Origin of the sequence: Aeromonas sp. sif2416, assembly GCF_019218665.1 — a bacterium.
Classification (GTDB): domain Bacteria; phylum Pseudomonadota; class Gammaproteobacteria; order Enterobacterales; family Aeromonadaceae; genus Aeromonas; species Aeromonas encheleia.
Genome location: NZ_JAHUXC010000012.1, coordinates 36,322 through 59,722, shown reverse-complemented (window position 1 = coordinate 59,722; position 23,401 = coordinate 36,322). Strand labels below are relative to the sequence as shown.

Genomic DNA, 23,401 nt, shown 5'->3' with positions numbered 1-23,401 from the left:
CCTCTCCTTATGCCTTGCTCTGTTCGAAGTGGTACTTGCCCGTTTTCAGACTGCTGGGGCCCAGACGCGCATACTTGAACATCAGGTACATCTCGATGATGAGCAGCACCGTGTAGAACAGGCAGATCCCAATCAGGGAGAACCAGATCTCGGACGCAGGAATGTTGGATGCGGAGACCGAGGTCGGCAGCACTTCGGCTATGGTCCAGGGCTGACGGCCATATTCCGCCACGAACCAGCCACACTCGATGGCGATCCAGGGCAGCGGGATACCCCACAGCAGCGCCTTGAGCAGCCACTTGCGCTCACCGATCTTGTGGCGGGTGCTGTCATAGAAGGCCAGGCCGATCAGCAGCAGCATCAGCATGCCGCACGCCACCATGATGCGGAAGGCGAAGAACAGCGGGGCCACCTGCGGGATGGAGTCATCCACGGCGGACTTGATCTGCTCGTCGGTCGCGTCGGTCACGTTGCTGGTGTAACGCTTGAGCAGCAGACCGTAGCCCAGATCCTGCTTCACCTCGTCGAAACGGGCGCGGGTATCGTCGGACTTGTCACCGGATTGCAGCTTGGTCAGCAGGTCATAGGCCACCATGCCGTTGCGCACGCGCAGTTCATGCTCGCTCTTCAGATCCTTCAGACCGGTCACCTGGCCGTCCAGGGAACGGGTCGCGATGATGCCGAGGGCATAGGGGATCTTGATGGCGTAATCGGTGCGCATCTCTTCCTGATTCGGGATGCCGAACAGGGTAAAGGAAGCCGGTGCCGGCTCGGTGTTCCACTCCGCCTCGATGGCGGCCAGTTTCACCTTCTGCACTTCACCCGTCTCGTAACCGGACTCGTCACCCAGGATCAGCACGGACAGGATAGAGGCCATGCCGAACGCGGCCGCGATGGCGAAGGAGCGACGGGCGAAGGCCACATCACGACTCTTCAGCAGGTAATAGGAGGAGATACCCAGCACGAACATGGCACCCGTGGTATAGCCAGCCGCCACGGTGTGGACGAACTTGACCTGCGCAACCGGGTTGAACACCAGATCGGCGAAGCTCACCATCTCCATCCGCATGGACTCGAAGTTGAATTCGGCACCGACCGGGTTCTGCATCCAGCCGTTGGCGACCAGGATCCAGAGGGCGGAGAGGTTGGTCCCCAGCGCCATCAACCAGGTGGCCGCCAGATGCTGGCGCTTGGTGAGGCGATCCCAACCGAAGAAGAACATACCGACGAAGGTGGACTCCAGGAAGAAGGCCATCAGCCCTTCGATGGCCAGCGGGGCCCCGAAGATGTCGCCGACATAGTGGGAGTAGTAAGCCCAGTTGGTACCGAACTGAAACTCCATGGTAAGCCCAGTGGTGACCCCGAGGGCGAAGTTGATCCCGAACAACTTGCCCCAGAACTTGGTCATGTCCCGGTAAACAGAGTTGTTGGTCATCACATAGACAGACTCCATGATCGCCAGAATGAAGGCCATTCCCAGCGTCAGGGGTACAAACAGGAAGTGATAAAGGGCCGTCGCGGCAAATTGGAACCGCGATAGGTCTACCACATGCTCAGCAATCATGATGTTTCCTCACCGATTATTGGCACGGCTATTTTAAGTTTTAAGGACAAAGCTTCCATTGGAAGTCCCCGAATGGCCGGTCACACCCCGGTTGACACCGGCGACCGGATTCGACTGCCACCACATTAACAACAAGGCAATATACAGGAACAAAAAAAGCTAATGTTTAACATTTAATAAACAAGAACTGTAATTCCATTCCCGCCTATAATGACCGCCGTTTTATATCACCTTTATTTGATTGAAATCAATGTAAAACCATCATCAATACATGCCTTTTCAAGGTAACTTACCAACGGGTGCAGGTTAATTTTGAGAGCTTGTTCACAAAAAACACTTATCTGTAAATGTTTGATTTAAATCAATTTTAGATAAATCAATATTAGTTTCAATTCTGTTAAAAGAATAGTGTGGCGGGGCGATTTCATTCTGTATTTCCCAATCTGAACCACCCACGGCAATTCCAATTTAAAACCAACAAAAACACATGTTTATGCTTATTGGACCGGCCACCATATCAATTACTTTATCTAATCCGAAACAGGTAAATTTTCTTGTTTGTCCGGCCCGGAAAGAGCTCCTACAATGCGCCTCGCAGTGAGGGTACGCCCCTGAGTACAGGCCGGTCATTCTGGGTTCCCGGTATGTATTCGATGAACATCTCGAACCTGTTTGTTGGAATTTAAGATGAAAAAGTTTGTTGCCAAGACCATTCGTTACTACAAGCTTTCGTTCGTTCAGCTCTATCAAATGAACCGACTCTGAAGCCTCGCGACGGCTCCTTTGTGTTTTTCCGGTCTGTCTCTGGACACTCTCACTGTCTGTGAACATCCATCCTGAATTGTCTTTGCCCACCCTGCTCAGCGGTGGGCTTTTTTTTGTCAGAATAGTAAAAAACCGCCCCTGGAGGCGGTTTTTTGTTCAATCAGCTGTTTTTATCCCTCATCGGGCCGTTGCAGGCCGAAGTGAGCATAGGCTCTCGGGGTCGCCAGCCGCCCTCTGGGCGTGCGCTGCAGGTAGCCCTGCTGGATGAGATAAGGCTCAAGCACATCTTCTATGGTGTCTTTCTCTTCACCGATCGCGGCCGCCAGGTTATCGAGGCCGACCGGGCCCCCCATAAACTTGTCGATGACAGCCAACAATAACTTGCGGTCCATGAAGTCGAAGCCCTGGTTATCCACGTCCAGCATGTCCATGGCTCGGGCTGCTATGGGTCCATCAATCCGGCCATCGGATTTCACCTGGGCGAAATCCCGTACCCGCCGCAACAAACGGTTAGCAATCCGCGGGGTGCCCCGGGAGCGGCGCGCCACCTCCAGCGCCCCATCCCCCGACATCTCGAGCCCGAGGCAACGGGCGCTGCGCGCGACTATGTCGGTGAGATCCTTGACGTTGTAGAACTCCAGCCGCTGGACGATGCCGAATCTGTCCCGCAGCGGGCTGGTCAGCGAGCCGGCTCGGGTGGTGGCCCCAATCAGGGTGAAGGGAGGCAGGTCCAGCTTGATGGAGCGGGCGGCAGGCCCTTCCCCTATCATGATGTCGAGCTGGTAATCCTCCATGGCCGGATAGAGCACCTCCTCCACCACCGGGCTGAGACGGTGGATCTCGTCGATGAACAGCACGTCGTTGGGCTCGAGGTTGGTGAGCAGCGCCGCCAGATCCCCTGCCTTCTCCAGCACCGGACCCGAGGTGGTCTTGATGTTGACCCCCATCTCGTTGGCCACGATATTGGCGAGCGTGGTCTTGCCAAGGCCGGGCGGGCCGAAGATCAGCAGGTGATCGAGCGCTTCCCCGCGCTGACGCGCCGCCTCGATGAAGATCTCCATCTGGGCGCAGACGGGATCCTGACCGGTGTAATCGGCCAGCTTCTTGGGCCGGATGGCCCGATCGATGACCTCCTCCTCGCGGGCGGCACCGGCCGAGATAAGACGATCCGCTTCAATCATGCATTACCCCACGCACACCGAAGATCGAAACAGGGCGAGCCGCTTGATTCATGTTCATCCTCACACCAGGCTACGCAGGGATTCACGGATGATAGACTCAACCGACATCCCCTCCTTGGCCACCTTGCTGACGATCTGGCTCGCCTGCTGCGGCTTGTAGCCGAGTGCCACCAGGGCGCTGGCGGCCTCTTCGCTCGCATCGGGGGTGCGCAGCTGGCTCTCCTGGGCGGGCAGACTGATGGTGGCGGGCGAGAACAGATCGTGGCTGACCCAACCCTTGAGGCGGTCCTTCATCTCCACCACCAGCCGCTCGGCGGTCTTCTTGCCCACGCCGGGCAGCTTCACCAGGGAGCTTATCTCCTCGCGCTCGACACTCAGCACGAACTGGGTGGCGGTCATGCCGGACAGGATCGCCAGCGCCAGCTTGGGGCCGACCCCGTTGGTCTTGATCAGCTCGCGAAACAGCGCCCGCTCCTGCTTGTGGTTGAAGCCATAGAGCAGCTGGGCATCTTCCCGCACCACGAAATGAGTGTGAATGGTCGCTTCCTTCCCGAGTTCGGGCAGATCATAGAAGCAGCTCATGGGCATCTGCACCTCATAGCCCACGCCACCCACCTCGAGCAACACCTCGGGGGGATTCTTCTCAATCACAATGCCTCTCACGCGACCAATCACGACATCTCTCCTCAACCAACACAGCCAGCCATAAAGTAGCGCTTAGCTTAAATAATTACTGGATAAGTATCCAGCATACTGATGACAGTGTCTGCCTCTGGCCGCCATATAAGGCCAGGATGACGACGACCCGGCCGCATTTAGTCACTTATTGAAGATAGAAAATCGCGTTAGGATATGGACCCATGTTAAAATCCGGCCCTTGAAATTTTCCAGGGTCCAGCGCCCGTCTTAGCTAAGGTCTACCGCGATGCGTACCAGCCAATATCTGCTTTCCACTCTCAAGGAAACCCCCTCCGACGCTGAAGTTGTCAGCCACCAGCTGATGCTGCGCGCCGGGATGATCCGTAAACTGGCCTCCGGCATGTATGCCTGGTTGCCAACCGGTCTGCGGGTACTGAAAAAGATCGAGAACATTGTTCGCGAAGAGATGAACAATGCGGGTGCCATCGAAGTCTCCATGCCGGTGGTACAACCGGCCGAGCTGTGGCAGGAGTCCGGCCGCTGGGATGACTACGGCCCCGAGCTGTGCCGCCTGACCGACCGCCACAACCGCGCCTTCGTACTGGGCCCGACCCACGAAGAGGTGATCACCTCCCTGGTCCGTTACGAAGTGAACAGCTACAAGCAGCTGCCGCTCAACCTCTACCAGATCCAGACCAAGTTCCGCGATGAAGTGCGCCCCCGTTTCGGCGTGATGCGCGGTCGCGAGTTCCTGATGAAGGATGCTTACTCCTTCCACATCGACAAGGCCTCGCTGATCGAGACCTACGAGAAGATGCACGCCGCCTACTGCACCGCCTTCACCCGCATGGGGCTGAATTTCCGTCCGGTGCAGGCCGATACCGGCTCCATCGGCGGCACGGGTTCCCACGAATTCCAGGTACTGGCCGAGAGCGGTGAAGACTTGATCGCCTTCTCCGACACCTCCGACTACGCCGCCAACATCGAGATGGCCGAGGCACTGGCACCGGCCGGCGCGCGCGCTGCCGCTACCGCCGCCCTGACCAAGGTCGCCACCCCGAATGTGCACACCATCGACGAAGTGGCCACCTTCCTGAGTGTGGCGCCGACCGCCATCGCCAAGACCTTACTGGTGCTGGCCGAGACGGACGAGCACGGCCAGCAGGCGGTCATCGCCCTGGTGCTGCGTGGCGACCACGAGCTGAACGAGATCAAGGCTGAGAAACTGGCTGGCGTGGCCAACCCGCTGACCTTCGCCAACGACGAGCAGATCAAGGCCGCCGCCGGCTGTGATGCAGGCTCCATCGGCCCGGTCGGCTTCAATGGTCGCATCATCGCCGATCGCAGCGCCGCCCATCTTGCCGACTTTGTCTGCGGCGCCAACGAGACCGGCTTCCACCTGACCGGTGCCAACTGGGATCGCGACATCGCCACTTATGAAGTGGCCGATCTGCGCAACGTGGTGGAAGGCGACCCCAGCCCCTGCGGCCAGGGCAAGCTGCTGCTCAAGCGCGGCATCGAAGTGGGCCACATCTTCCAGCTGGGTACCAAGTACTCCGAGGCCATGAAGGCCAGTGTGCTGAACGAGGGCGGCAAGTCCGTCACCATGGAGATGGGTTGCTACGGCATCGGGGTCTCCCGCCTGGTGGCCGCCGCCATCGAGCAGAACAACGACCAGTACGGCATCATCTGGCCGGAGGCCATAGCCCCGTTCGAAGTGGCCATAGTGCCGATGAACATGCACAAGTCCGAGCGCGTGGCCGAGCAGGCGCAGCAGTTCTACGCCGAGCTGAAGGCCGCCGGTGTGGACGTGCTGTTCGATGACCGCAAGGAGCGTCCGGGCGTGATGTTCGCCGACATGGAGCTGATCGGGATCCCGCACGCCATCGTCATCGGCGATCGCGGCCTGGACAACGGCGTGGTGGAGTACAAGTGCCGCCGCTCCGGCGAGAAGCAGGAAGTGGCGATCGCCGACATCGTCGCCCTGCTCAAGGGCAAGCTGGGTCGCTAATAGTGCCTGCTAACTCTGCTTTTCGTTTTCGATAAAAAGGCCCCGGGTGTGAATTGCACTCGGGGCTTTTTATATGTTGTCCGTCTCTGCTGCTCATCATAAAAGCAAGGGTCCAGCAGCATCTCGATATTGCGCTGTACATGAAGTAGCAGATTTTCTAGACTGACGTTCTTTATCCAGATTGCCCGAGAGATTATGCCCACCGCCTTAGCCAATACCGTTGTCGTACTCGATTTCGAGACTACTGGGCTCTCACCAGGACAAGGTGATAGAGCGATAGAAATTGGTGCCGTCCGGATTGAAAACGGCCATATCAGTGAACGTTTTTCGGCGTTGATGAATCCCGGCTTTAACGTCAGCAGCTTTATTGAGCAATATACCGGGATCAGCAATGCCATGCTGAAACAGGCGCCACCTTGCGGTGAGGTGATGGCGGACTTCGTCGAGTTTATCGGTGATGATAATCTGGTCGCCCATAATGCCTCCTTCGACAAGCGCTTTCTGGATGCTGAAATAGAGCGACTTTCGGCGCACTATCCTGGGCAGTTCGCCTGCTCCTTGCTGCTGTCGAGACGGCTATTCCCCGAGGCGCCGAATCATAAGTTGGCTACCCTGGTGCAATACCAGAGCTTACCCAATGACGGCGTATTTCACCGCGCACTGGCAGATGCCGAAGTGACGGCGCATCTGTGGCTCGCCCTGTTAAAGGAATTAGAATGTCGATATGGCATTATCAACCCTGATTTTGACTTGCTGCTAACCCTTGGCAAAAAATCAAAGCATGCAGTTCAGTCCTTCCTGCAGGGATATGCGGCTAAAAAATGAGAACTTCAGGTACGATTAGCTAATCTCCACCAGAATTTAAATATGATTCTGCATGGGGCTGGATATACATTCGTTATATTCGAAACATTAAACGTTGGAGTGGTAAGTTGCGATAACGCATTATAAAAATAGGTGCTTTTGTCATTTCACTCTAAACGTTTATTTTTACATGTTGATAATTTCCACCTTAGTTAATACATTGCATTGTCGGCCTTAAAATATATCAATCATTCCCACATCCAATTGCACAGCATATTACCCATGCCCCGCTGGCGATGCCCCAGATCATCGGCGATCGCGGCCTGGACAACGGCGTGCTGGAGTACAAGTGCCGCCGCTCCGGCGAGAAGCAGAAAGTGGCGATCGACGACATCGCCGCCCTGCTCAAGGGCAAGTCGGGTCGTTATTACCGCCGCCATGCAGCAAGAAAAAAGCGCGCCCATGGCGCGCTTTTTGTTGTCTGCCTGCCGGGAAGGCGTGACGAGGCGGGGCTTACTCGTTGCGACCGATGAAGAGATCGGTCACATGACAGCTGCTTCTGGCTTCCAACGCATCCAGCATATAGGCGGCGGCGTCTTCCGGCGTCATGAAGTTGCTCGAGTCCACATGAGAGGATCCATCCCAGAATTCGCTGCGGATCCCGCTCGGATAGAGGTTCACCAGTCGCAGGGGCGAGCCCTTGAGTTCGGCTCGCAAGGACTCCAGGAAGCCTCGCATGCCCCATTTGGAGGCGCAATAGAGGCTCTCGTTGGCCTTGCCGGTCTGCGCCGCGGAGGAGAGCACGTTGGCGAGCACGCCGCCCTTGCTGCCGATGAGGCGCACCGTCTGCTGGGCCACCAGTATGGTGGAGATGAGATTGCTCTCCACCACCCGGCGCACCTGCTCGGCGGTGTAGACGCCGACCGGGCCGAATTCGCCCACGCCGGCACAATGGATCACCAGATCCGGCAAACCACCCCAGGCCACAGCAGCGGAAAACGCCATCTCCACCTCTTCGTGGTGGGCCAGATCGGCGGCGATGCCGACCACGGCGCGGCCAAGCAGCCGCTCCTGCTCCTGCAGCTTCTGATAACGGCGCCCCATCATGGAGACCCGATGACCGCGCTCAACCAGTCCGATTGTCAGCGCGCGTCCGAGGCCGGAGCCTGCGCCAGTCACTATGATGTGGCCCATTATATTGTCCTCGTCACATGCCGATGATGGAGTCCATCATCATGTCCCGTCCGATCAGAAGGTGAATTCACCACCGATGAACCAGCCGTCGATGTTCTGATCGACCTTGTCGAAGTCCATCTCGGCTTCACGCCAGCCCGCACGGATCTTGAGCGGCAGGGAGGTAAACTTGTAGGAACCACCCAGACGGTAGTCGTAGTTGTCGCCATCCTGCATGCGCAGATCGCCGAAGGCGGCAAAGCCGGTCCCCGGGATGCGCACTTCACCACCGGTGTAGGCCATCAGCACGTCTTTGTCATAGGAGTAGTGCTGGGTGTTGAAGTCACCATCGTAACGACGACCGGTCAGACCCAGATCGAGCTGGAACATGTCGTTGTTCATCAGGCGGTAGTAGAGGCTCAGATCATAGGCCAGCAGATCGTTGTTGAATGCGCCGCCGCTGGTGCTGAAATCGGTCATCTCGAGCTTGGCATTGGGCAGCAAGATGATGCCGTGCTCCAGTTGCAGGTAGCCGCTCCAGTTGTAGTTGTCGTCATAGCTGCCATCGGCATCGACACCGCTGACCTGGCCGCTCCCCTGGGAGTTCCACATGTCGGCGCCAACCGCGAAACGCCAGTCATCGGCGGCCATGGCTGCATGGCTGAACAGGGCCAGCATGCTGCCGGCAATCAAAGTCTTTTTCATCATATCGCTCCCTAATGGACTGGAAAGGCCATCATTTTACCCAGTGTTTCGGGAATACCTAGAGTAAAAAGCTGAACACGCGTCCATTAATGTCAGTGCTGCATGCCTTTCGTCGGCTCAACCGGCTTCACCGGCAGGCTCAGAGTGAGGCTCTGGCCATCGTCCAGAGTCAGGGTCAGGGGGACAGGGACGGCCTGCGAGAGGTCGCGCACCTCGAACAGCATGATGTGGAAACTGCCGGGTTTGAGGGCAACCTCGCCCTTGGCCGGGATCTGGATACCATCGACCTGGCGCATCTTCATCACCCCGTTTTCGTGCAGATGGGTGTGCAGCTCGGCCCGTGCGGCCTCGGGAGAGGAGACGGCGGTCAGGGTCACCGGCTGGTCACCATCATTCTTGAGTACCATGAAGGCGGCGGTGTTAGGTGAGCCGGGGGGCAGCAGGCGCACATAGCCATCGACGGCCTCGACCTTGGCCAGGGCGGGGGCCGCCAGACACAGGGTCAGGATGGTGTAGAACGCACGTTTAAACATGGTTGAAATCCTTTTATGATGTTGTCAAACGAAGCGAAGCTTACCCTCAAGAGAGGGCTTTGACAGCCCCCGACAACAAGGATTCAGACATGGCCCTCACAATTCTGGCCGAGCAGCAGGATGGCTTGCTCATCCTGACCCTCAACCGGCCGGACAAGCGCAATGCCCTCAACACCGAGATGTATCTGGCCCTCACCCAGGCGCTGCAGCAGGCGGCACTGGATGAGCGGGTCCATGTGCTGCTGTTGCAGGGGCAGCAGGATTGCTTCACCGCCGGCAACGATCTCGCCGACTTCGTCGGCAAGTCGGCCCTGGCGGCGGACGACCCCATACTGCAATTCCTGCACACCCTGGTGGATTTTCCCAAGCCCGTCATCGCCGCCGTCGCCGGCCCGGCGGTCGGCATAGGCACCACCCTGCTGCTGCACTGCGATCTGGTCTATCTGGCACAGAATGCCCGTTTGCAGCTGCCGTTCGTCGAGCTGGGGCTGGTACCGGAGTTTGCCTCCAGCCTGCTGCTGCCCCGGGCCGTCGGCCACCTGAAGGCGGCCGAGCTGTTGCTGCTGGCGGAGGCTATCGATGCCGCGGAGGCGCTGCGGCTCGGGCTGGCCAACCGGGTGCTGGCGGCGGATGAACTGCTCTCCTTTGCCAGAACACAAGGGCTGAAGCTGGCGGCCAAGCCGCCGAAGGCGCTACAGAAGAGCAAGGCCCTGCTCAGGCAGGAGCTCAAACAGGCGGTGCATTTCGTCATCGATCTGGAGGCCCGCGCCTTCTCCCTCGCCCTGCAGGGGGAAGAGGCTCAGGAACGCATCGCCCACAAGCTCAGGCGCACAGCCGCTAGTTGAGGCGGAAGCGGCCGATCAGCTCGCAGCCCTGCACCCTGTCCTGCAGCTGGATCAGCCTGGCGATCTCGGGATTGGGGTGGCGCTTGAGGAAGGAGAGCAGGGCGGCGCGACAGCAACCCAGCTCGCTGATCAGGCTCTCGCACTCGCGGTTGGGACATTGCGGCACCAGGGCGGTGACCAGCTCGGAGGCGAGCTTTAGGTAACGCAGCTCGTAGGCGGGCTCTTCCATGGCGCGCCAGAAATCGGCCAGCCGGTGACAGGTGGCGACCCGCATGCTGGCCAGTTCGTCCAGATCGCCGGACGCCAGCTCATACACCTCGCCAAGGGCCTGCTGATAGAGGCAGATGGCCGCCCCCAGCGCCCCCTTGCCGAGGGCATTCTCCGCCTCCAGCATGTAACGCTGCCAGTTGTGATTCGTCATCTTCCTCTCCTCTACCGACATGAGTGGAGCCTGTATCATGGCCAATTGAGAATAAATATCAACCAGACCCTTTGTGCAGGTTTTGACCACTTCTGCCCCATCGACTTGGCATCGCCCTCCCCATCCCTTACCATCTGGCCTCTTCTGTCGGGAGCCCCTTCCTCATGCAAAAACCCCGTTCACCCCAGGCGCTGGGCTGCTCCACCCTGTGCGTGCCCCGCCTGCTGGTCTGGATCTATTAGCTGCGCCGACTCGCGCATCCAATCCCGATCCATTCAACGAGGAACACAGCAATGACCATCTGCCAACACTGGTCGCAGGTCGAATACCTGCATCTGACGGTGACCAATCCCAACATCTGCCTCAAGGGGCGACACAGCTACTACTCGGGAGCCTGGGACGGTCCCTTCGAAGAGGAAGTCGTGCGCTACCTGCACGGGGACCGCTGGAGCCGCTCGGCCGACACCGGCTGGGAGCCGATCTGGCACATAGACCGGCTCCATCTCGGCGACTATGTGCAGATAGCGGCCGGGGTGAAGATCATCATGGGTGGCAACCACACCCACAACCCGGCCTTCATCAGCACCTATCCCTTCGCCACCCCGGAGGCCCTGCAACGCAGCTATAGACCCGCCGGCGATACCCGCATCGGCAATGACGTCTGGATCGGCATGGAAGCCATGATCATGCCGGGCGTCACCATAGGGGATGGCGCCATCATCGCCGCCCGCAGCCTGGTCACCCGGGATGTGCCGCCCTATTGCGTGGTGGCCGGCTCCCCCGCCAGGGTGATCCGCCAGCGCTTCCCGCAGGACGAGATAACCCGGCTGCTGGCGCTGGCCTGGTGGGATTGGCCGGATGAGCAGGTGCAGGCCCTGCTGCCGCTGATCCAGCAAGAAGAGGTGACGCTGCTGGAACAAGCCGCCGCCCGCTGGCAAGGCGTCAGCCAGGGAGAATAAATGCGGGGCGCCCAGGCGCCCCGCATCAGTCCCATTTTTGCCCCTGATTCAGCTGCCACTGCGCGGCGGGTTGAGACGGCACTGCTTGCCGGGATAGCCCGGCAAGCCCTTGGCCTTGTCATTGCACGCCAGCCGCTTGGCCTGGGCGAGGCGATCCGCCAGGTTGGCGGCATTGACCGGCAGCCAGTCCATCTGCTGGCCGAGCCAGCTGGCCCAGGCAAACTCGACGAAGTAGACCTGATCCTTCTTGCTGAAATAGCCCGCATCCTGCAGCAGGCCCGCCAGGGTACGGTAGGGGTAATCCGGCAGCTCGCCGATGTGCCTCGGCAACTGCTGCGGGGTCAACGGCTGGCCTTGCTCATCCTTCAGCCAGGCCCAGTGGTGATTCTGCATCTGGCTCCAGAAGCTGGCCTTGTCCTGCAGCCGGGCGATCACCTTGACCCGCACCCGCTTCACCCCCTGCTGCCACAGCGCCTTGCTCAGGTGGTGCCTGTCCACCAGCCAGTAGCCGCCATCGGGGGCGATGACGACGGGGATCTCCTTCTTCTTCATCAGCTTGTCGAGCTGCTCTGCACTCTTGTCGGCCAGCTCGGCCTGGGTGCTGTCGACCTGTATCTGGCCCACACCACCCTGGGTCGGGTGCAACTGATCCAGACTGACCTCGCACCAGCTGCCCACCTGGCTGGTGCGCTCGCAGGGCGCCAGCGCCCAGGCACCCTGGCTCAGTAGGCAAGCCAGCAACATCCATGCTCTCATCGTTCACTCCTCTTCCCGCGCACGGCGCGGGGACAAATAAGGCGCCATGGGGCCCCGGATATCAGGGGACTCAGGCTGGCGGTCTGACCAGCAAAGGAGATATCATAATTTCCCATCTGGCGGCGATCATTTCTCGCCGAGTTTTCTCCCCGCTTCACACAATTTGAAGGATCAACCATGAAAGGATGGAGTCCCCTGCTGGCCCTGCTTGGCGCCGCCTGTGTCCAGGCCGCCGATGTTCCCCCCGGCACCCAACTCGCCGCTGAGCAGGCGGTCGTGCGTCATCTCAAGGACGAGCCAACCAGCCTGAGCCCACTCAAGCTGGTCGGTCTGCCCGAGTTGCAGGTGCTGCGGGATCTCTACGAGGGGTTGCTGACCCAGGGGCCGGATGGCAAGGTATTGCCCGGGGTCGCCGAACGCTGGGAGAGTGAGGATAACCAGCAGTTTACGTTCCATCTGCGGCCGGATGCGCGCTGGTCCAACGGGGATCCGGTGCGGGCCGCCGACTTCGTCTACGGCTGGCGCAAGCTGGTGGATCCCAAAGAGGCCGCCACCTTCGCCTGGTTCGCCCAGCTGGCTCACTTCACCAACGTGGACGAGATAGTGGCGGGCAAGTTGGCTCCCGAGGCACTCGGGGTGGAGGCGCTCGACGACCACACCCTGAGGGTCAGGCTCTCCCAGCCGGTGCCCTACTTCCTGAGCCTGCTGACCCACCCCAGCCTGTCGCCGCTGCACCGGGCCAGCATGGAGCAATATGGCAACCAGTGGACCCAGCCGGGCAAGCTGGTTGGCAACGGCGCCTTCGTGCTGAGTCACCGGGTGGTGAACGAGAAGCTGGAGCTGACCCCGAACCCCTACTACTGGGATCGCGCCCACACAGTGCTGACCAGGGTTACCTTCGTGCCCATCAACCAGGAGAGCGCCGCCACCAAGCGCTACCTGGCGGGCGACCTGCAGATCACCGAATCCTTCCCCAAGGAGCTGTACCAGAAGCTGATGAAGCAGATCCCGGGGGAGGTCTATACCCCGGAGCAGCTCGGCACCTACTACTACGCCTTCAACACCCGGCAGGCACCGCTGAACGATGTGCGGGTGCGCAAGGCGCTCTCCTACAGCATCGATCGGGGGCTGATCGCCAACAAGGTGCTAGGCACCGGCGAGAAGCCGGCCTATCACTTCACCCCGGACGTGACCGCGGGCTTTGAGCCCGCCGCAAACCTGCTCTCCAGCAGCAGCCAGCGCGAGCTGGACGAGAAGGCCAGGGCCTTGCTGACAGAGGCGGGCTACGGCCCGACCAGGCCACTCAAGCTGACCCTGCTCTACAACACGGCGGAGATCCACAAGAAGATGGCGCTGGCCATCGCCAGCCTGTGGAAGCAGAAGCTGGGGGCCCAGGTCGAGCTCACCAATCAGGAGTGGAAGACCTATCTCGACAGCCGCCAGAGCGGCCAGTTCGAGGTGATCCGCTCCTCCTGGGTGGCCGATTACAACGATCCCTCCGCCTTCCTCGGCCTGTGGGGCTCCCACCACAGCGGCAACATGGCCCGCTTCGCCAACCCCCGCTACGACGAGCTGCTGGCCCTGGCGGCCAGGAGCCAGGATGAGCGCGAGCGGGCCCGGCTGTTCGACGAGGCCGAGACCATACTGCTGGATGAGGCACCGATCGCCCCCATCTACCAGTACACCAATGCCCGGCTGATCAAGCCCTGGCTCAAGGGCTACCCCATCAACAACCCGGAAGACGTGGCCTACAGCCGCCAGCTCTACCTCATCAAGCACTGATACGGAACGGGGCCAGCCCGGCTGGCCCCATTTCGGCATTGTCCCGATCCCCGCTCTCGGCATAAAATGCCGCCCTCCTGACTCCAGCCGGCCACCCGTCCCCATCCGTCATGCGTGTTCTCCTCCTGCTTGCCCTGTGCGGCGCCCTGCCCGTCCAGGCGGCCAATGAAGCCGAATGTCGGCAAGCCTTCACCGAATGGATGCTGGATCAGCAACAGCAGTTCAGCGATCGCAAGGCCAGCAAGATGGAGCGGCGCAAGGCCGAGCGTGCCATCGATCAGGTGCGCGAGGAGTTCGCCAAGCGGGAGAGCTTCTGCCAGGCCATGGCCTGGGTCGCCCGCGATCAGGACAGGGATCCCCGCTTCAACCCGAGGGCCGGCGAGATCCACGACTTCAGCCAGGTGCGCTAAGCCCCGGCCCGCGACCAGTTCCCTCCGTCGCGACAGCGGCTGCTAACCCTCTCCCGCCGGCGTCCCCCTTTTAGCCATAGAACCAATACCTGAGTCGGCACCCAACGGTGCGTCCATGATCCCCCTGCGCCGTTCACCTCCCTAACAGCCGGACTCGACCACACCGCCCCTCCCCGCACCGTTCACTCCCCTCCATAAATTCCACTCTACCCATATGGGGCCTTTCATTTACTTGTAACAAAAATGTAAATGAAATGACCTCTATACCCGCCATAACAGTCAGTTTCCACCGTGCCTCAACCAAAAGGACTTCATGATGCACAAGACCCTGAGTTACTCCGCCCTGCTGCTGGCCTGCCAGCTGCCGTTGCAGGCGCTGGCCGATACCGACGTCTACCTCACCAACAACGGCCCCGAGCCCTTGCAGCTGGAGATCCGCCAGAGCGGCAGCGGCCAGTTGCAGCCGGGCAGCCAGTGGACTCAGCACAGGACAGAGCTGGGCCCCTGGGAGAGCGCCATGGTGCTCAGCTTCAATCGCTACGAGGGGGTGAAGGCGGGCAAAAACTATCTGTTCGAGACCCGTGTCACCACCGCCGGCGGCGACACCTATCGCCTCAACCAGCTGATGGAGGGCACCTGGTGGAACACCACCTTGCAGCACGGCGGCGAGACGCCGACCGCCAGCTCTGGCTGGCAGAGCGATCGCGCCCTGCATCGCACCGCGGGCCCGCAGGAGCTGGCCTTCGCCGCCAAGTACACCGGCCGTTACGACGATCTGCACTATATGCTGACCCCCGCCCGACAAGAGGAACAGCCGGAGCCGGCGGAGGACAAGCTCAAAGTGGCCAGCTACAACGTCTGGGCCCTGCCGGTGATCGCCGCCAGCATAGGCGAGCGGCTGACCCTGCTGCCCGGCTATCTCAAGGGCTATGACGCCCTGCTGCTGCAGGAGGTGTTCGATGGCCGGCGCGAGGGCTTCCTGCAGGCGCTGGCGAAGGAGTATCCCTACCAGACCAAGGTGCTCGACCAGCCGGGGATCAACATCCATGACGGCGGCGTGGTGATCGTCAGCCGCTACCCCATAGTGCGTGAGGCCCAGCTGGTCTATCCCCAGTGCACCGGCACCGACTGCTTCGCCGACAAGGGGGTGATGTACGCCGAGGTGATCAAGGGCGGCAAGGCCTGGCACCTGTTCGCCACCCACACCGCCAGCTTCGACACCGACGAGGCGAGGCGACTGCGCCAGATCCAGTTCGGCCAGATCCGCAGCCTGGCCACCAGCCTCAAGATCCCGCCCACGGACACCGTCATCTACGGCGGTGACTTCAACGTCAACAAGCGCAAGTTCGCCGACGACTACGCCAACATGCTGGCCAATCTGAACGCCCATGCCCCCGCCTATGGCGGCTACACCGAGGCCACCTTCGATCCCAGGCTCAACCCCTACGCTGGCGGGCCCCTCTCCGGCGGTGCCAACGTCGAGTACCTGGACTATCTGCTGGTGAGCCGGGAGTACGGCGCCGCCAGCCACAACCTCAACAGCGTCTGGATCCCCCGCAGCAGCGATGGCAGCCTCTGGCCCGCCAGCAACCTCTCCGATCACTTCCCGGTCAAGGGAGAGATAGCCCGATGAAACGCCGCCACGGGATCCTGGCGCTGGCGGCCCTCTCGCTGTTGCTGCTCACTATCGGCCGGCAGGATGAGCCCGGCTCGGCGACAGCCGCCCAAGCAGGGACGCCGCCGACGAACGCCAGCCCACCGCAGCCCGTTCAGCCGGGGGTCGCCGCACATGACGCCTCCGCCACCGCGGCCACTGGCGCCACCAAGGCTCCCCAGAGCTGGCGCGCCATGCCGGAGGGGATGAGCCAGCAGCTCGCAGGTGACATCGCCGACAGCGATCAGCCGCTGGCCGAGCGGCTGGTCAATCTGGCCGGCGTGGAGTCGCAGTGGCTGAGCGAGGGGGAGAGCCTGACCCTGTTGCAGGGACGCTACGCCGAGGCGCTGGCGCAGCTGGCCAGCGACGGCGAACAGCTGAGCCTGGCCGAGCGGCTGGCTGCCCTGACCCGGTTGCAGGACGAGTGGGCGGCGCAATACCCGGATCTGGCGGCGGATCTGTTCAACCCGGATGCCCGCCTGCAGCAGGCACGCCAGCTGTGGGGGGACGAGGAGCTGGAGACCCTGGTGCGCCACTTCCTGCCCGCTGGGCGGGCCGAGGCCAGCCTGGCCTTCGCCGGGGCGCGCCAGCAGCAGCTGGATCAGCGCAGCCGCTATCAGCTGCAGCTGGCCGAGCTGGAACAGCAACTCGCGGCCAGTCAGGGGGCCATGGACGACGCGCGCTGGCAGCAGCACCGGGAAGAGGTGCTTGGCCAGTTCAGGCGCGACTTCTTCGTCCAGGAGCAGGGCCGCCCCCGAACGGATTGACGCCAGGCTGACATCACGGTCCGGCACGCAGCAGACACGAAAAAGGGCCCGCTATGGGCCCTTTTCTTGCTCAATCGCCTCAGGCCAGCGGGTAGCTGGCCGCCAGCCCGTTCTCGCAATGCCAGTTGGCCCACAGCTTGTCATCGCTGCCCATCTGCAGGGTGGCGAAGTTGCGGGTGCGCAGGTAGACGGTGGCGCCAAACGGCTTGATCAGCTCCGTGCGGATCAGCCGGCTCTCGTCGAGATACTCGGGCTCGTCGTTGGTCATGGCGAGGATCCCCATCCACTGGAACTGAGTCGGGCAGGGATGCACTATGCCGGAGGAGACCAGCTGATGCACATTCATCACCCCCTTGCCCACCCGCCTGTCCTGGATCACTCCGAGACAACCCACGTGCACATCCCCCGACAGGATCAGGGTTCTGGACGCCCCCTTGTCGGCCTTGCGCCGCTGCTGGGCGTTGTCCAGCAGTCGCATGATGAGGCGGGCCCGCTCCCCCTCGTGGGCCTTGGCGCGCCAGTGATCCTTGAGATCGTCGGTCAGCTCCTCCTCCCAGGGGGTGGCATCCAGCGCCGCCTCGGTGAAGGAGAAGTCCCGATAGACCACCGGCACCCCCGCCATCACCAGCAGGTGCCCCTCGCTGCAGGCGGCCAGCGCCCCATTGACCTGATCCCACTGCCCCCGGCTCATCACCTGGCTCTGGCTGCGGGTCGCCCTGTTGTCCAGCGCCAGTATCTGATAGCCCCTAAAGGTCAGCCGCCAGGAGTGGTGACTCAGGTTCGCCGGATCCAGCAAGGATCCATTGGCGCCGGAGCGCAGCTGGAACAGCCGGAAATACTTGGCGGCGGCGGCATAGATGGCCTGATAGACCTCGCAGCCCTGCAAGTCGGCGGGGTAGCTGCCCCAGCCATCGAAGATGTCGTGATCGTCCCACATCATGGCATTGGGCACCCGGGCCAGCATGCGCGCCACCTCGGGGCGGCCCCACTGCTTGCAGTAGAGCTCGCAATAGAAGCGGTCGAGCTGCTCCTCCATGGTGCGGGTCGCCTTGCGTTTGACCTTCTCGGTCCTGTCCAGCTCGTTCCAGGCTTTCAGGGTCGGCACCGTGGTCCAGAGAGAATCGGCATAGACCTGATCCCCGCCCATCAACAGCAGGGAGAAGGGATGCGCCTGGTGTTCGGCGGCAAGCTTGTCCCACATGGCGTAGGGCTGGGGGGTGGAGGTGAGCAGCTTGAAGTCGGAGAAACCGTTGCAGGAGGCATAGCCAATCAGCACCTGATCTTTCAGGCCCGGCAGATGAAACTGCCACTGCTCAGCCCCGGCCAGATCCTGGGCGGGCACCCCATCCAGCAGGATCTCGTAGCCGATGGTGCTGGTCTTGGCCTTGGCGGGCGCCGACCAGAGCGCTCGCCAGAAGCCGCCTTTGGGGGTATCCGCCTGCTTGCTGGCGGCCAGCAGCTTGCCATTGACTCTGACGTCAGCCGCCTTGCAGTCCGCTCCCGCCAGAAAACAGATGCTGTATTGTGTGTCCGATTCGAGCCCCAGCAGGGGGCCCATTACCAAAGTCGTCATCGCTTATCCCTCCATGATTTCACCCATGCAGCATAGCGAAACAGGCGTCCTTTGATACTGACCAGCTGGGAGGCGCGCTATCTCAGGCGGTAGCGAGCGGCATCACGCCTTGCCCTTGAACTGCTTGACGCTGCGCTTGTTGGCGGTGCGGCGATTCGCCTGCTTGTCTCTGGGGGCGCGCTTGCCCTCCCCGCTCGCGGGCTGGTCGGTCACCGGGAAGCCGGTCAGTTCGGCCAGCGCCAGCTCACGGCCGGTCAGGGTGCGGATGGCGGCGAGGGTCTCGGTCTCGCCGTGGCAGACCAGGGACATGGCGAGCCCCTTGCGCCCGGCGCGGGCGGTGCGGCCGATGCGATGCACATAGACGGGGGCGCTGGCGGGCAGGTCCAGGTTGATCACCACGGGCAGCGCCTCCACATGGATGCCGCGCGCCATCAGATCCGTGGCCACCAGCACCCGCACCTTGCCCGCCTTGAAGTCGGCAAGCGCCTGCTCCCGCACAGCCTGATCCTTGTCGCCATGCAGGGCCGCCACCGCTATACCCGCCTTGGCGAGCTTCCTGGCCACGCCGTCGGCATCGTCCCGCGCGCTGATAAACACCAGCACCTGAGGCCAATCCTGCTCCTTGAGCAAGCCGATGAGTGCCGGCACCTTGCCGCTCTTGTTGACCAGATAGAGCCGCTCCTCGATCTCGCTCACCAGGCCGTTGAGCGGATCCGCCTCGATGCGCACCGGGTTCGTCAGCAGACCAGTGGCCAGGCTCTCCAGCTCGGTTGGCAGGGTGGCGGAGAACAGCAGGTTCTGCCGCTGCGCAGGCATGGCGTTCATCAGCCACTGGATGTCGGGCCAGAAGCCCATCTCCAGCAGGCGATCCGCCTCATCCAGCACCAGCGCACGCAGGTTGCTCAACCCCAGCAAGCGCTGGGCCAGCAAGTCGCGCAGCCGCCCCGGGGTCGCCACCAGCAGTTGCGGCCCCAGCGCCAGCTCGGCCTGTTGCTGCTCCTGCGCCACCCCGCCACACAGGGTCAGGACACGCAGCCCCAACGCCTCGGCACCGCCCTGCAGCGCGGCGCTTACCTGGGTGGCCAGCTCGCGGGTCGGCACCAGCACCAGCCCCTGCACCCGATCGGAGGCCGGATCCAGCCGTTGCAGCAGCGGCAGGCCGAACGCCAGGGTCTTGCCGCTGCCGGTCTGGGCCAGCGCCAGCAGATCCTGCCCCGCCAGCGCCGCCGGAATGGCTAGTTGCTGGATGCGGGTCGGGGTATGCAAGTCGGCAGGCAGGGCGGCCAGCAGGGCGGGATCGAGGGCGAGTTCGTTAAAGGTCATGGGCTAGGCAGGTATCGGCTGAATAAGAAGTGGGAGGCGAAGTCTAGCCAGACTGCCCTGATAAGTAAAAGGATGGTGCCGACTCCGGCGCCGCCAGGGGTTGTGGGGCTGGATAAAGAAACGGGGGCGAACTCCCCGCGCCAGAAATAAAAACGGCCTGCGCCTGTGTTGAAACAGGGCAGGCCGTCGGGCAATCAGGCTAACGAGATTACAGCACGGCCAGGGCGGCGGCGTAATTCGGCTCGTCAGCGACTTCGGCTACCAGCTCGCTGTGCAGCACCTTGTTGTGCTCGTCCAGCACGACGATGGCACGGGCGGCCAGGCCAACCAGCGGGCCGGAGGAGAAGGCCACGCCGTAATCCTGCAGGAAGGAGACGCCACGCATGGTGGACAGGCTCACGACCTTGTCCAGGCCTTCGGCGCCGCAGAAGCGGGACTGGGCGAACGGCAGATCGGCGGAGATGCACAGCACAACGGCGTTGTTCAGGGCACTGGCCTGCTCGTTGAACTTGCGCACCGAGGTGGCGCAGGTCGGCGTATCGACGCTCGGGAAGATGTTCAGGATCTTGCGCTGACCGGCGTAGTTCGCCAGGGTCACATCGGACAAGTCTTTGGCAACCAGGGAGAAGGCCTTGGCCTGCTCACCGGCGACGGGGAGATGACCGGAAACGGAGACGGGGTTGCCTTGCAGGGTGACGGTATTGCTCATGTTGTGTCCTCTAATTATCTAAGGGGGATCCAGGCCTCCAGTATAGGCCCAGCCGGACGGGACAAACACCCGCCAATAAGAGGGATATGTCCCGTTCGGCTCAAGTCGACTTACCCTCACCACAATAAGAGCGGGATATATCCTCATCCCCTGACTGGCAAACCGCCTCCCGAACAAGAGGGGAGATTAGGGCTTGACCTTGGACTAAGCACCAAGGTTTACACTCCCCTCAGTTTTCTGCGCTCCCGCACCGACGGGATCCACTCAAGAGGGATTCACCATGAGCAAATCCTGCTGCAATCATCAGCACGCCGCAGCCCCCATCAAGGCCGTCAACAAGGCAGACGCGGGCCAGACCCAGCATCGGCACGACAACCACTGCTGCGACCAGGTCGCGCCGGTCAGCGCCTGCGCCAGCCCGGCCCCCCATGAGACGCAGGCGAACGATTCGCCCGGGGATGACGAGCCCCCCCGAGGAGGCTGTCACGGCCAGGGCTGCTGCAGCCCGTCTCCCTCCCACGACCATGAGCATGAGCATGAGCATGAGCATGAGCATCATGCCCATGCCGAAGCGGCCGAGGCGAGCGAGCCCTTGGGCGCGCCGGAGCAGCACAGTCGCCGCCACAGCTGGCAGGTGCTGGGGATGGATTGCCCCAGCTGCGCCCGCAAGATAGAGACCGCCGTCAGCCGGGTCCCTGGCGTGCAGCAGGCGCGGGTGCTGTTTGCCACCGAGAAGCTGGTGGTGGATCTCGCCCCCGAGCTCTCCCCCGATCCCGTCACCGCCGCAGTGCTGGCCGCAGGCTTCCGGCTCAAGGGCGAGACCCGGGGCAAGGCGGCCGAAACCCGCCGCAGCCCGGTGATGAGCCTGCTCGGCAACTTATTTGGCAAATATGGGCAACCCCTCTCCCTGGCCGCCCTGATGCTGGTGGCCGCCCTGCTGCCGGCCCAGATCGGCCAGCCGCTGTTTATCCTGGCGACCCTGTGGGGACTCTGGCCCGTCGCCCGCAAGGCCTGGGCCCTGACCAGGAGCGGCTCCCCCTTCGCCATCGAGACCCTGATGACGGTGGCGGCGCTCGGCGCCCTCTTCCTCGGCGAGACCGCCGAGGCGGCCATGGTGCTGCTGCTGTTCATGCTGGGGGAGCACCTGGAGGCCTATGCCGCCGGCCGTGCCCGCGCCGGCGTCACCGCCCTGATGGCGCTGGTGCCCGACAAGGCGCTGCGCATTCGCACTGTTCTACAAGGTCAGGCACAGAGTGAAGTACGGGAGGAGGTCGCGGCCGACGAGCTGCGCCCCGGCGACATCATAGAGATAGCCCCCGGCGCCCGCCTGCCGGCGGATGCCCGCCTGCTGGACGCCCTCGGGGCCTTTGATGAGAGCGCCCTGACCGGTGAATCCATCCCGGTGGAGCGCCGTCAGGGCGACAAGGTGCCCGCCGGCAGCCTGGCGGCGGATCGGGTGCTGCGCCTGGAGGTGGTCTCCGAGCCCGGCAACAACGCCATCGACCGCATACTGCACCTGATCGAGGAGGCCGAGACCCAGCGCGCGCCCATAGAGCGCTTCATCGACCGCTTCAGCCGCTGGTACACCCCGGCCATGATGCTGGTCGCCCTGCTGGTGGTGATAGTGCCACCCCTCGCCTTCGGCCAGAGCTGGGACGAGTGGATCTACCGCGGGCTGGCGCTGCTGCTCATCGGCTGCCCCTGCGCCCTGGTGATCTCCACTCCGGCGGCGGTGACCTCCGCCCTGGCGGCGGCGACCCGGCAAGGGGCCCTGATCAAGGGGGGCGCGGCGCTGGAGCGGCTGGCCCATGTGGACACGGTCGCCTTCGACAAGACTGGCACCCTGACCCTGGGCAAGCCGCAGCTGACCGAGCTGATAAGCCTGGATGGCCGACCAGAGGCCGAGCTGCTGGCGCTGGCCGCCGCCATCGAGCAGGGCTCCCATCACCCGCTGGCCAAGGCCGTGGTGGCCGCCGCCAGCGAGCAGGGGCTGACCCTGGCCGCGGCAAGCGAACTGCGTGCCCTGCCGGGCATGGGGGTGGAGGGACGCATCGACGGCGCCCTCTGGCAACTGCTGGCCCCGAGCCGGATCCCGAGCCTAGATGAGGCCATCAACCAGCGAGTCAGCCGCCTGGAGGCGCAAGGCAAGACGGTGGTGGTGCTCTGTCAGGCACCCTCACCCCACCCTCTCCCAGAGGGAGAGGGAACTGCTCTCACCACACCGGTCGCCCTGCTGGCGCTGCGCGACCAGATCCGGCCAGACGCTGCCGCGGCGCTGCAGGAGCTGAGGGCGCTGGGGCTGCAGAGCATCATGCTGACCGGGGACAACCCCCGCGCCGCCGAGGCCATCGCCACCGAGCTCGGCATGGGCTGGCGCGCCAGCCTGCTGCCGGAGGGCAAGGTGGAGGAGATCGCCAAGCTGGCCGAGCACCGCAAGGTGGCCATGATAGGGGATGGCATCAACGACGCCCCCGCCATGAAGCGGGCCAGCATCGGCATCGCCATGGGCGGCGGCACCGATGTGGCGCTGGAGACCGCCGATGCGGCCCTGACCCACAACCAGCTCGGCGGCCTCGCCGCCATGATCCGGCTGTCGCGCTCGGCGCTCGCCAACATCCACCAGAACATAGCGCTGGCGCTGGGGCTCAAGGCCATCTTCCTGGTCACCAGCCTGCTCGGCATCACCGGGCTCTGGATAGCGGTGCTGGCGGATACCGGGGCCACCGCCCTGGTCACCGCCAACGCCCTGCGGCTGCTGCGCAAGCGCTGATCCTCGGCTCCAGCCAAACACCAAAAGCCGTCACCCTGGGGTGACGGCTTTTCTCTT

The 23,401-nt window shown here is 62.5% G+C and carries 20 protein-coding genes and 1 pseudogene; 10 read left to right on the top strand and 11 right to left on the bottom strand.

Annotated features, from left to right (window positions below):
• Positions 1–7: 7 nt before the first annotated feature.
• From cydA to ruvA, 3 genes are all read right to left on the bottom strand, one after another.
• Entirely contained in the window at positions 8–1,564 is a 1,557-nt protein-coding gene (gene cydA, locus KW821_RS18015; RefSeq protein WP_042653367.1) for a cytochrome ubiquinol oxidase subunit I, read from the bottom strand.
• A 935-nt stretch (positions 1,565–2,499) separates the two neighbouring features.
• Positions 2,500–3,510, bottom strand: coding sequence for a Holliday junction branch migration DNA helicase RuvB (ruvB, locus tag KW821_RS18010; RefSeq protein ID WP_042653366.1), 1,011 nt, complete (start codon positions 3,508–3,510; stop codon positions 2,500–2,502).
• A gap of 60 nt (positions 3,511–3,570) precedes the next feature.
• Positions 3,571–4,185: a Holliday junction branch migration protein RuvA gene (gene ruvA / locus KW821_RS18005; protein ID WP_218292417.1), complete on the bottom strand. Its 615-nt coding sequence runs from the start codon at positions 4,183–4,185 to the stop codon at positions 3,571–3,573.
• Positions 4,186–4,435: 250 nt separating this feature from the next.
• Between ruvA and KW821_RS18000 the strand changes: the two genes are divergently transcribed.
• The 3 genes and pseudogenes from KW821_RS18000 to KW821_RS21925 form a co-directional block, all read left to right on the top strand.
• Positions 4,436–6,160, top strand: coding sequence for a proline--tRNA ligase (locus KW821_RS18000; RefSeq protein WP_218292416.1), 1,725 nt, complete (start codon positions 4,436–4,438; stop codon positions 6,158–6,160).
• Positions 6,161–6,355: 195 nt separating this feature from the next.
• Positions 6,356–6,985 (top strand): PolC-type DNA polymerase III, encoded by a 630-nt coding sequence (locus KW821_RS17995; RefSeq protein WP_218292415.1) that lies wholly within the window; start codon positions 6,356–6,358, stop codon positions 6,983–6,985.
• A gap of 284 nt (positions 6,986–7,269) precedes the next feature.
• Positions 7,270–7,389, top strand: a pseudogene (locus tag KW821_RS21925) (His/Gly/Thr/Pro-type tRNA ligase C-terminal domain-containing protein); the annotation flags it as partial.
• An 88-nt stretch (positions 7,390–7,477) separates the two neighbouring features.
• Here KW821_RS21925 and KW821_RS17985 read toward each other — a convergent pair.
• The 3 genes from KW821_RS17985 to KW821_RS17975 all read right to left on the bottom strand — a co-directional run bounded on the left by KW821_RS17985 (position 7,478) and on the right by KW821_RS17975 (position 9,375).
• Positions 7,478–8,158, bottom strand: coding sequence for an SDR family oxidoreductase (locus KW821_RS17985; protein ID WP_050718289.1), 681 nt, complete (start codon positions 8,156–8,158; stop codon positions 7,478–7,480).
• Positions 8,159–8,212: 54 nt separating this feature from the next.
• The gene (locus KW821_RS17980) at positions 8,213–8,842 is read right to left on the bottom strand and encodes a TIGR04219 family outer membrane beta-barrel protein (RefSeq protein ID WP_042653378.1); all 630 of its coding nucleotides are present in this window, start codon (positions 8,840–8,842) and stop codon (positions 8,213–8,215) included.
• A 92-nt stretch (positions 8,843–8,934) separates the two neighbouring features.
• A complete protein-coding gene (locus tag KW821_RS17975; RefSeq protein WP_218292413.1) occupies positions 8,935–9,375 on the bottom strand; it encodes a copper chaperone PCu(A)C in 441 nt (146 codons plus the stop codon).
• An 89-nt stretch (positions 9,376–9,464) separates the two neighbouring features.
• On the opposite strand from KW821_RS17975, the gene KW821_RS17970 reads away from it, so the two are divergent.
• Entirely contained in the window at positions 9,465–10,220 is a 756-nt protein-coding gene (locus KW821_RS17970) for an enoyl-CoA hydratase-related protein (protein ID WP_218292412.1), read from the top strand.
• Here the strand turns inward: KW821_RS17970 and KW821_RS17965 are convergent.
• Positions 10,213–10,641, bottom strand: a complete 429-nt coding sequence (locus KW821_RS17965; protein WP_218292411.1) for a DUF2753 family protein — start codon at positions 10,639–10,641, stop codon at positions 10,213–10,215. The genes KW821_RS17970 and KW821_RS17965 overlap by 8 nt on opposite strands.
• Before the next feature lie 293 nt (positions 10,642–10,934).
• Between KW821_RS17965 and KW821_RS17960 the strand changes: the two genes are divergently transcribed.
• Positions 10,935–11,600 carry a CatB-related O-acetyltransferase gene (locus KW821_RS17960; RefSeq protein ID WP_218292410.1) on the top strand — a complete coding sequence of 222 codons (666 nt, stop codon included), beginning with the start codon at positions 10,935–10,937 and terminating at the stop codon, positions 11,598–11,600.
• 48 nt (positions 11,601–11,648) lie between these two features.
• Here KW821_RS17960 and KW821_RS17955 read toward each other — a convergent pair whose 3' ends face one another.
• Positions 11,649–12,356: a ParB-like protein gene (locus tag KW821_RS17955; protein WP_218292409.1), complete on the bottom strand. Its 708-nt coding sequence runs from the start codon at positions 12,354–12,356 to the stop codon at positions 11,649–11,651.
• A gap of 177 nt (positions 12,357–12,533) precedes the next feature.
• Here KW821_RS17955 and KW821_RS17950 point away from each other — a divergent pair, with 177 nt between their 5' ends.
• From KW821_RS17950 to KW821_RS17935, 4 genes are all read left to right on the top strand, one after another.
• Complete coding sequence (locus tag KW821_RS17950; protein WP_218292408.1) at positions 12,534–14,138, top strand: ABC transporter substrate-binding protein; 1,605 nt, start codon at positions 12,534–12,536, stop codon at positions 14,136–14,138.
• Between the two features lie 110 nt (positions 14,139–14,248).
• Positions 14,249–14,548, top strand: a complete 300-nt coding sequence (locus KW821_RS17945) for a hypothetical protein (protein WP_042653355.1) — start codon at positions 14,249–14,251, stop codon at positions 14,546–14,548.
• A 316-nt stretch (positions 14,549–14,864) separates the two neighbouring features.
• Positions 14,865–16,181, top strand: a complete 1,317-nt coding sequence (locus KW821_RS17940; protein ID WP_218292407.1) for a sphingomyelin phosphodiesterase — start codon at positions 14,865–14,867, stop codon at positions 16,179–16,181.
• Entirely contained in the window at positions 16,178–16,969 is a 792-nt protein-coding gene (locus KW821_RS17935) for a hypothetical protein (RefSeq protein ID WP_218292406.1), read from the top strand. The genes KW821_RS17940 and KW821_RS17935 overlap by 4 nt, the downstream gene beginning before the upstream one ends.
• Positions 16,970–17,048: 79 nt before the next feature.
• Here KW821_RS17935 and KW821_RS17930 read toward each other — a convergent pair whose 3' ends face one another.
• The 3 genes from KW821_RS17930 to tpx all read right to left on the bottom strand — a co-directional run bounded on the left by KW821_RS17930 (position 17,049) and on the right by tpx (position 20,574).
• A complete protein-coding gene (locus KW821_RS17930) occupies positions 17,049–18,542 on the bottom strand; it encodes an alkaline phosphatase D family protein (protein ID WP_218292405.1) in 1,494 nt (497 codons plus the stop codon).
• Positions 18,543–18,644: 102 nt separating this feature from the next.
• A complete protein-coding gene (locus tag KW821_RS17925; protein ID WP_218292404.1) occupies positions 18,645–19,865 on the bottom strand; it encodes a DEAD/DEAH box helicase in 1,221 nt (406 codons plus the stop codon).
• Between the two features lie 208 nt (positions 19,866–20,073).
• Entirely contained in the window at positions 20,074–20,574 is a 501-nt protein-coding gene (tpx, locus tag KW821_RS17920) for a thiol peroxidase (RefSeq protein ID WP_218292403.1), read from the bottom strand.
• Positions 20,575–20,854: 280 nt separating this feature from the next.
• Here tpx and KW821_RS17915 point away from each other — a divergent pair, with 280 nt between their 5' ends.
• The gene (locus KW821_RS17915; protein ID WP_218292402.1) at positions 20,855–23,344 is read left to right on the top strand and encodes a zinc/cadmium/mercury/lead-transporting ATPase; all 2,490 of its coding nucleotides are present in this window, start codon (positions 20,855–20,857) and stop codon (positions 23,342–23,344) included.
• The last annotated feature ends 57 nt before the right edge of the window (positions 23,345–23,401 follow it).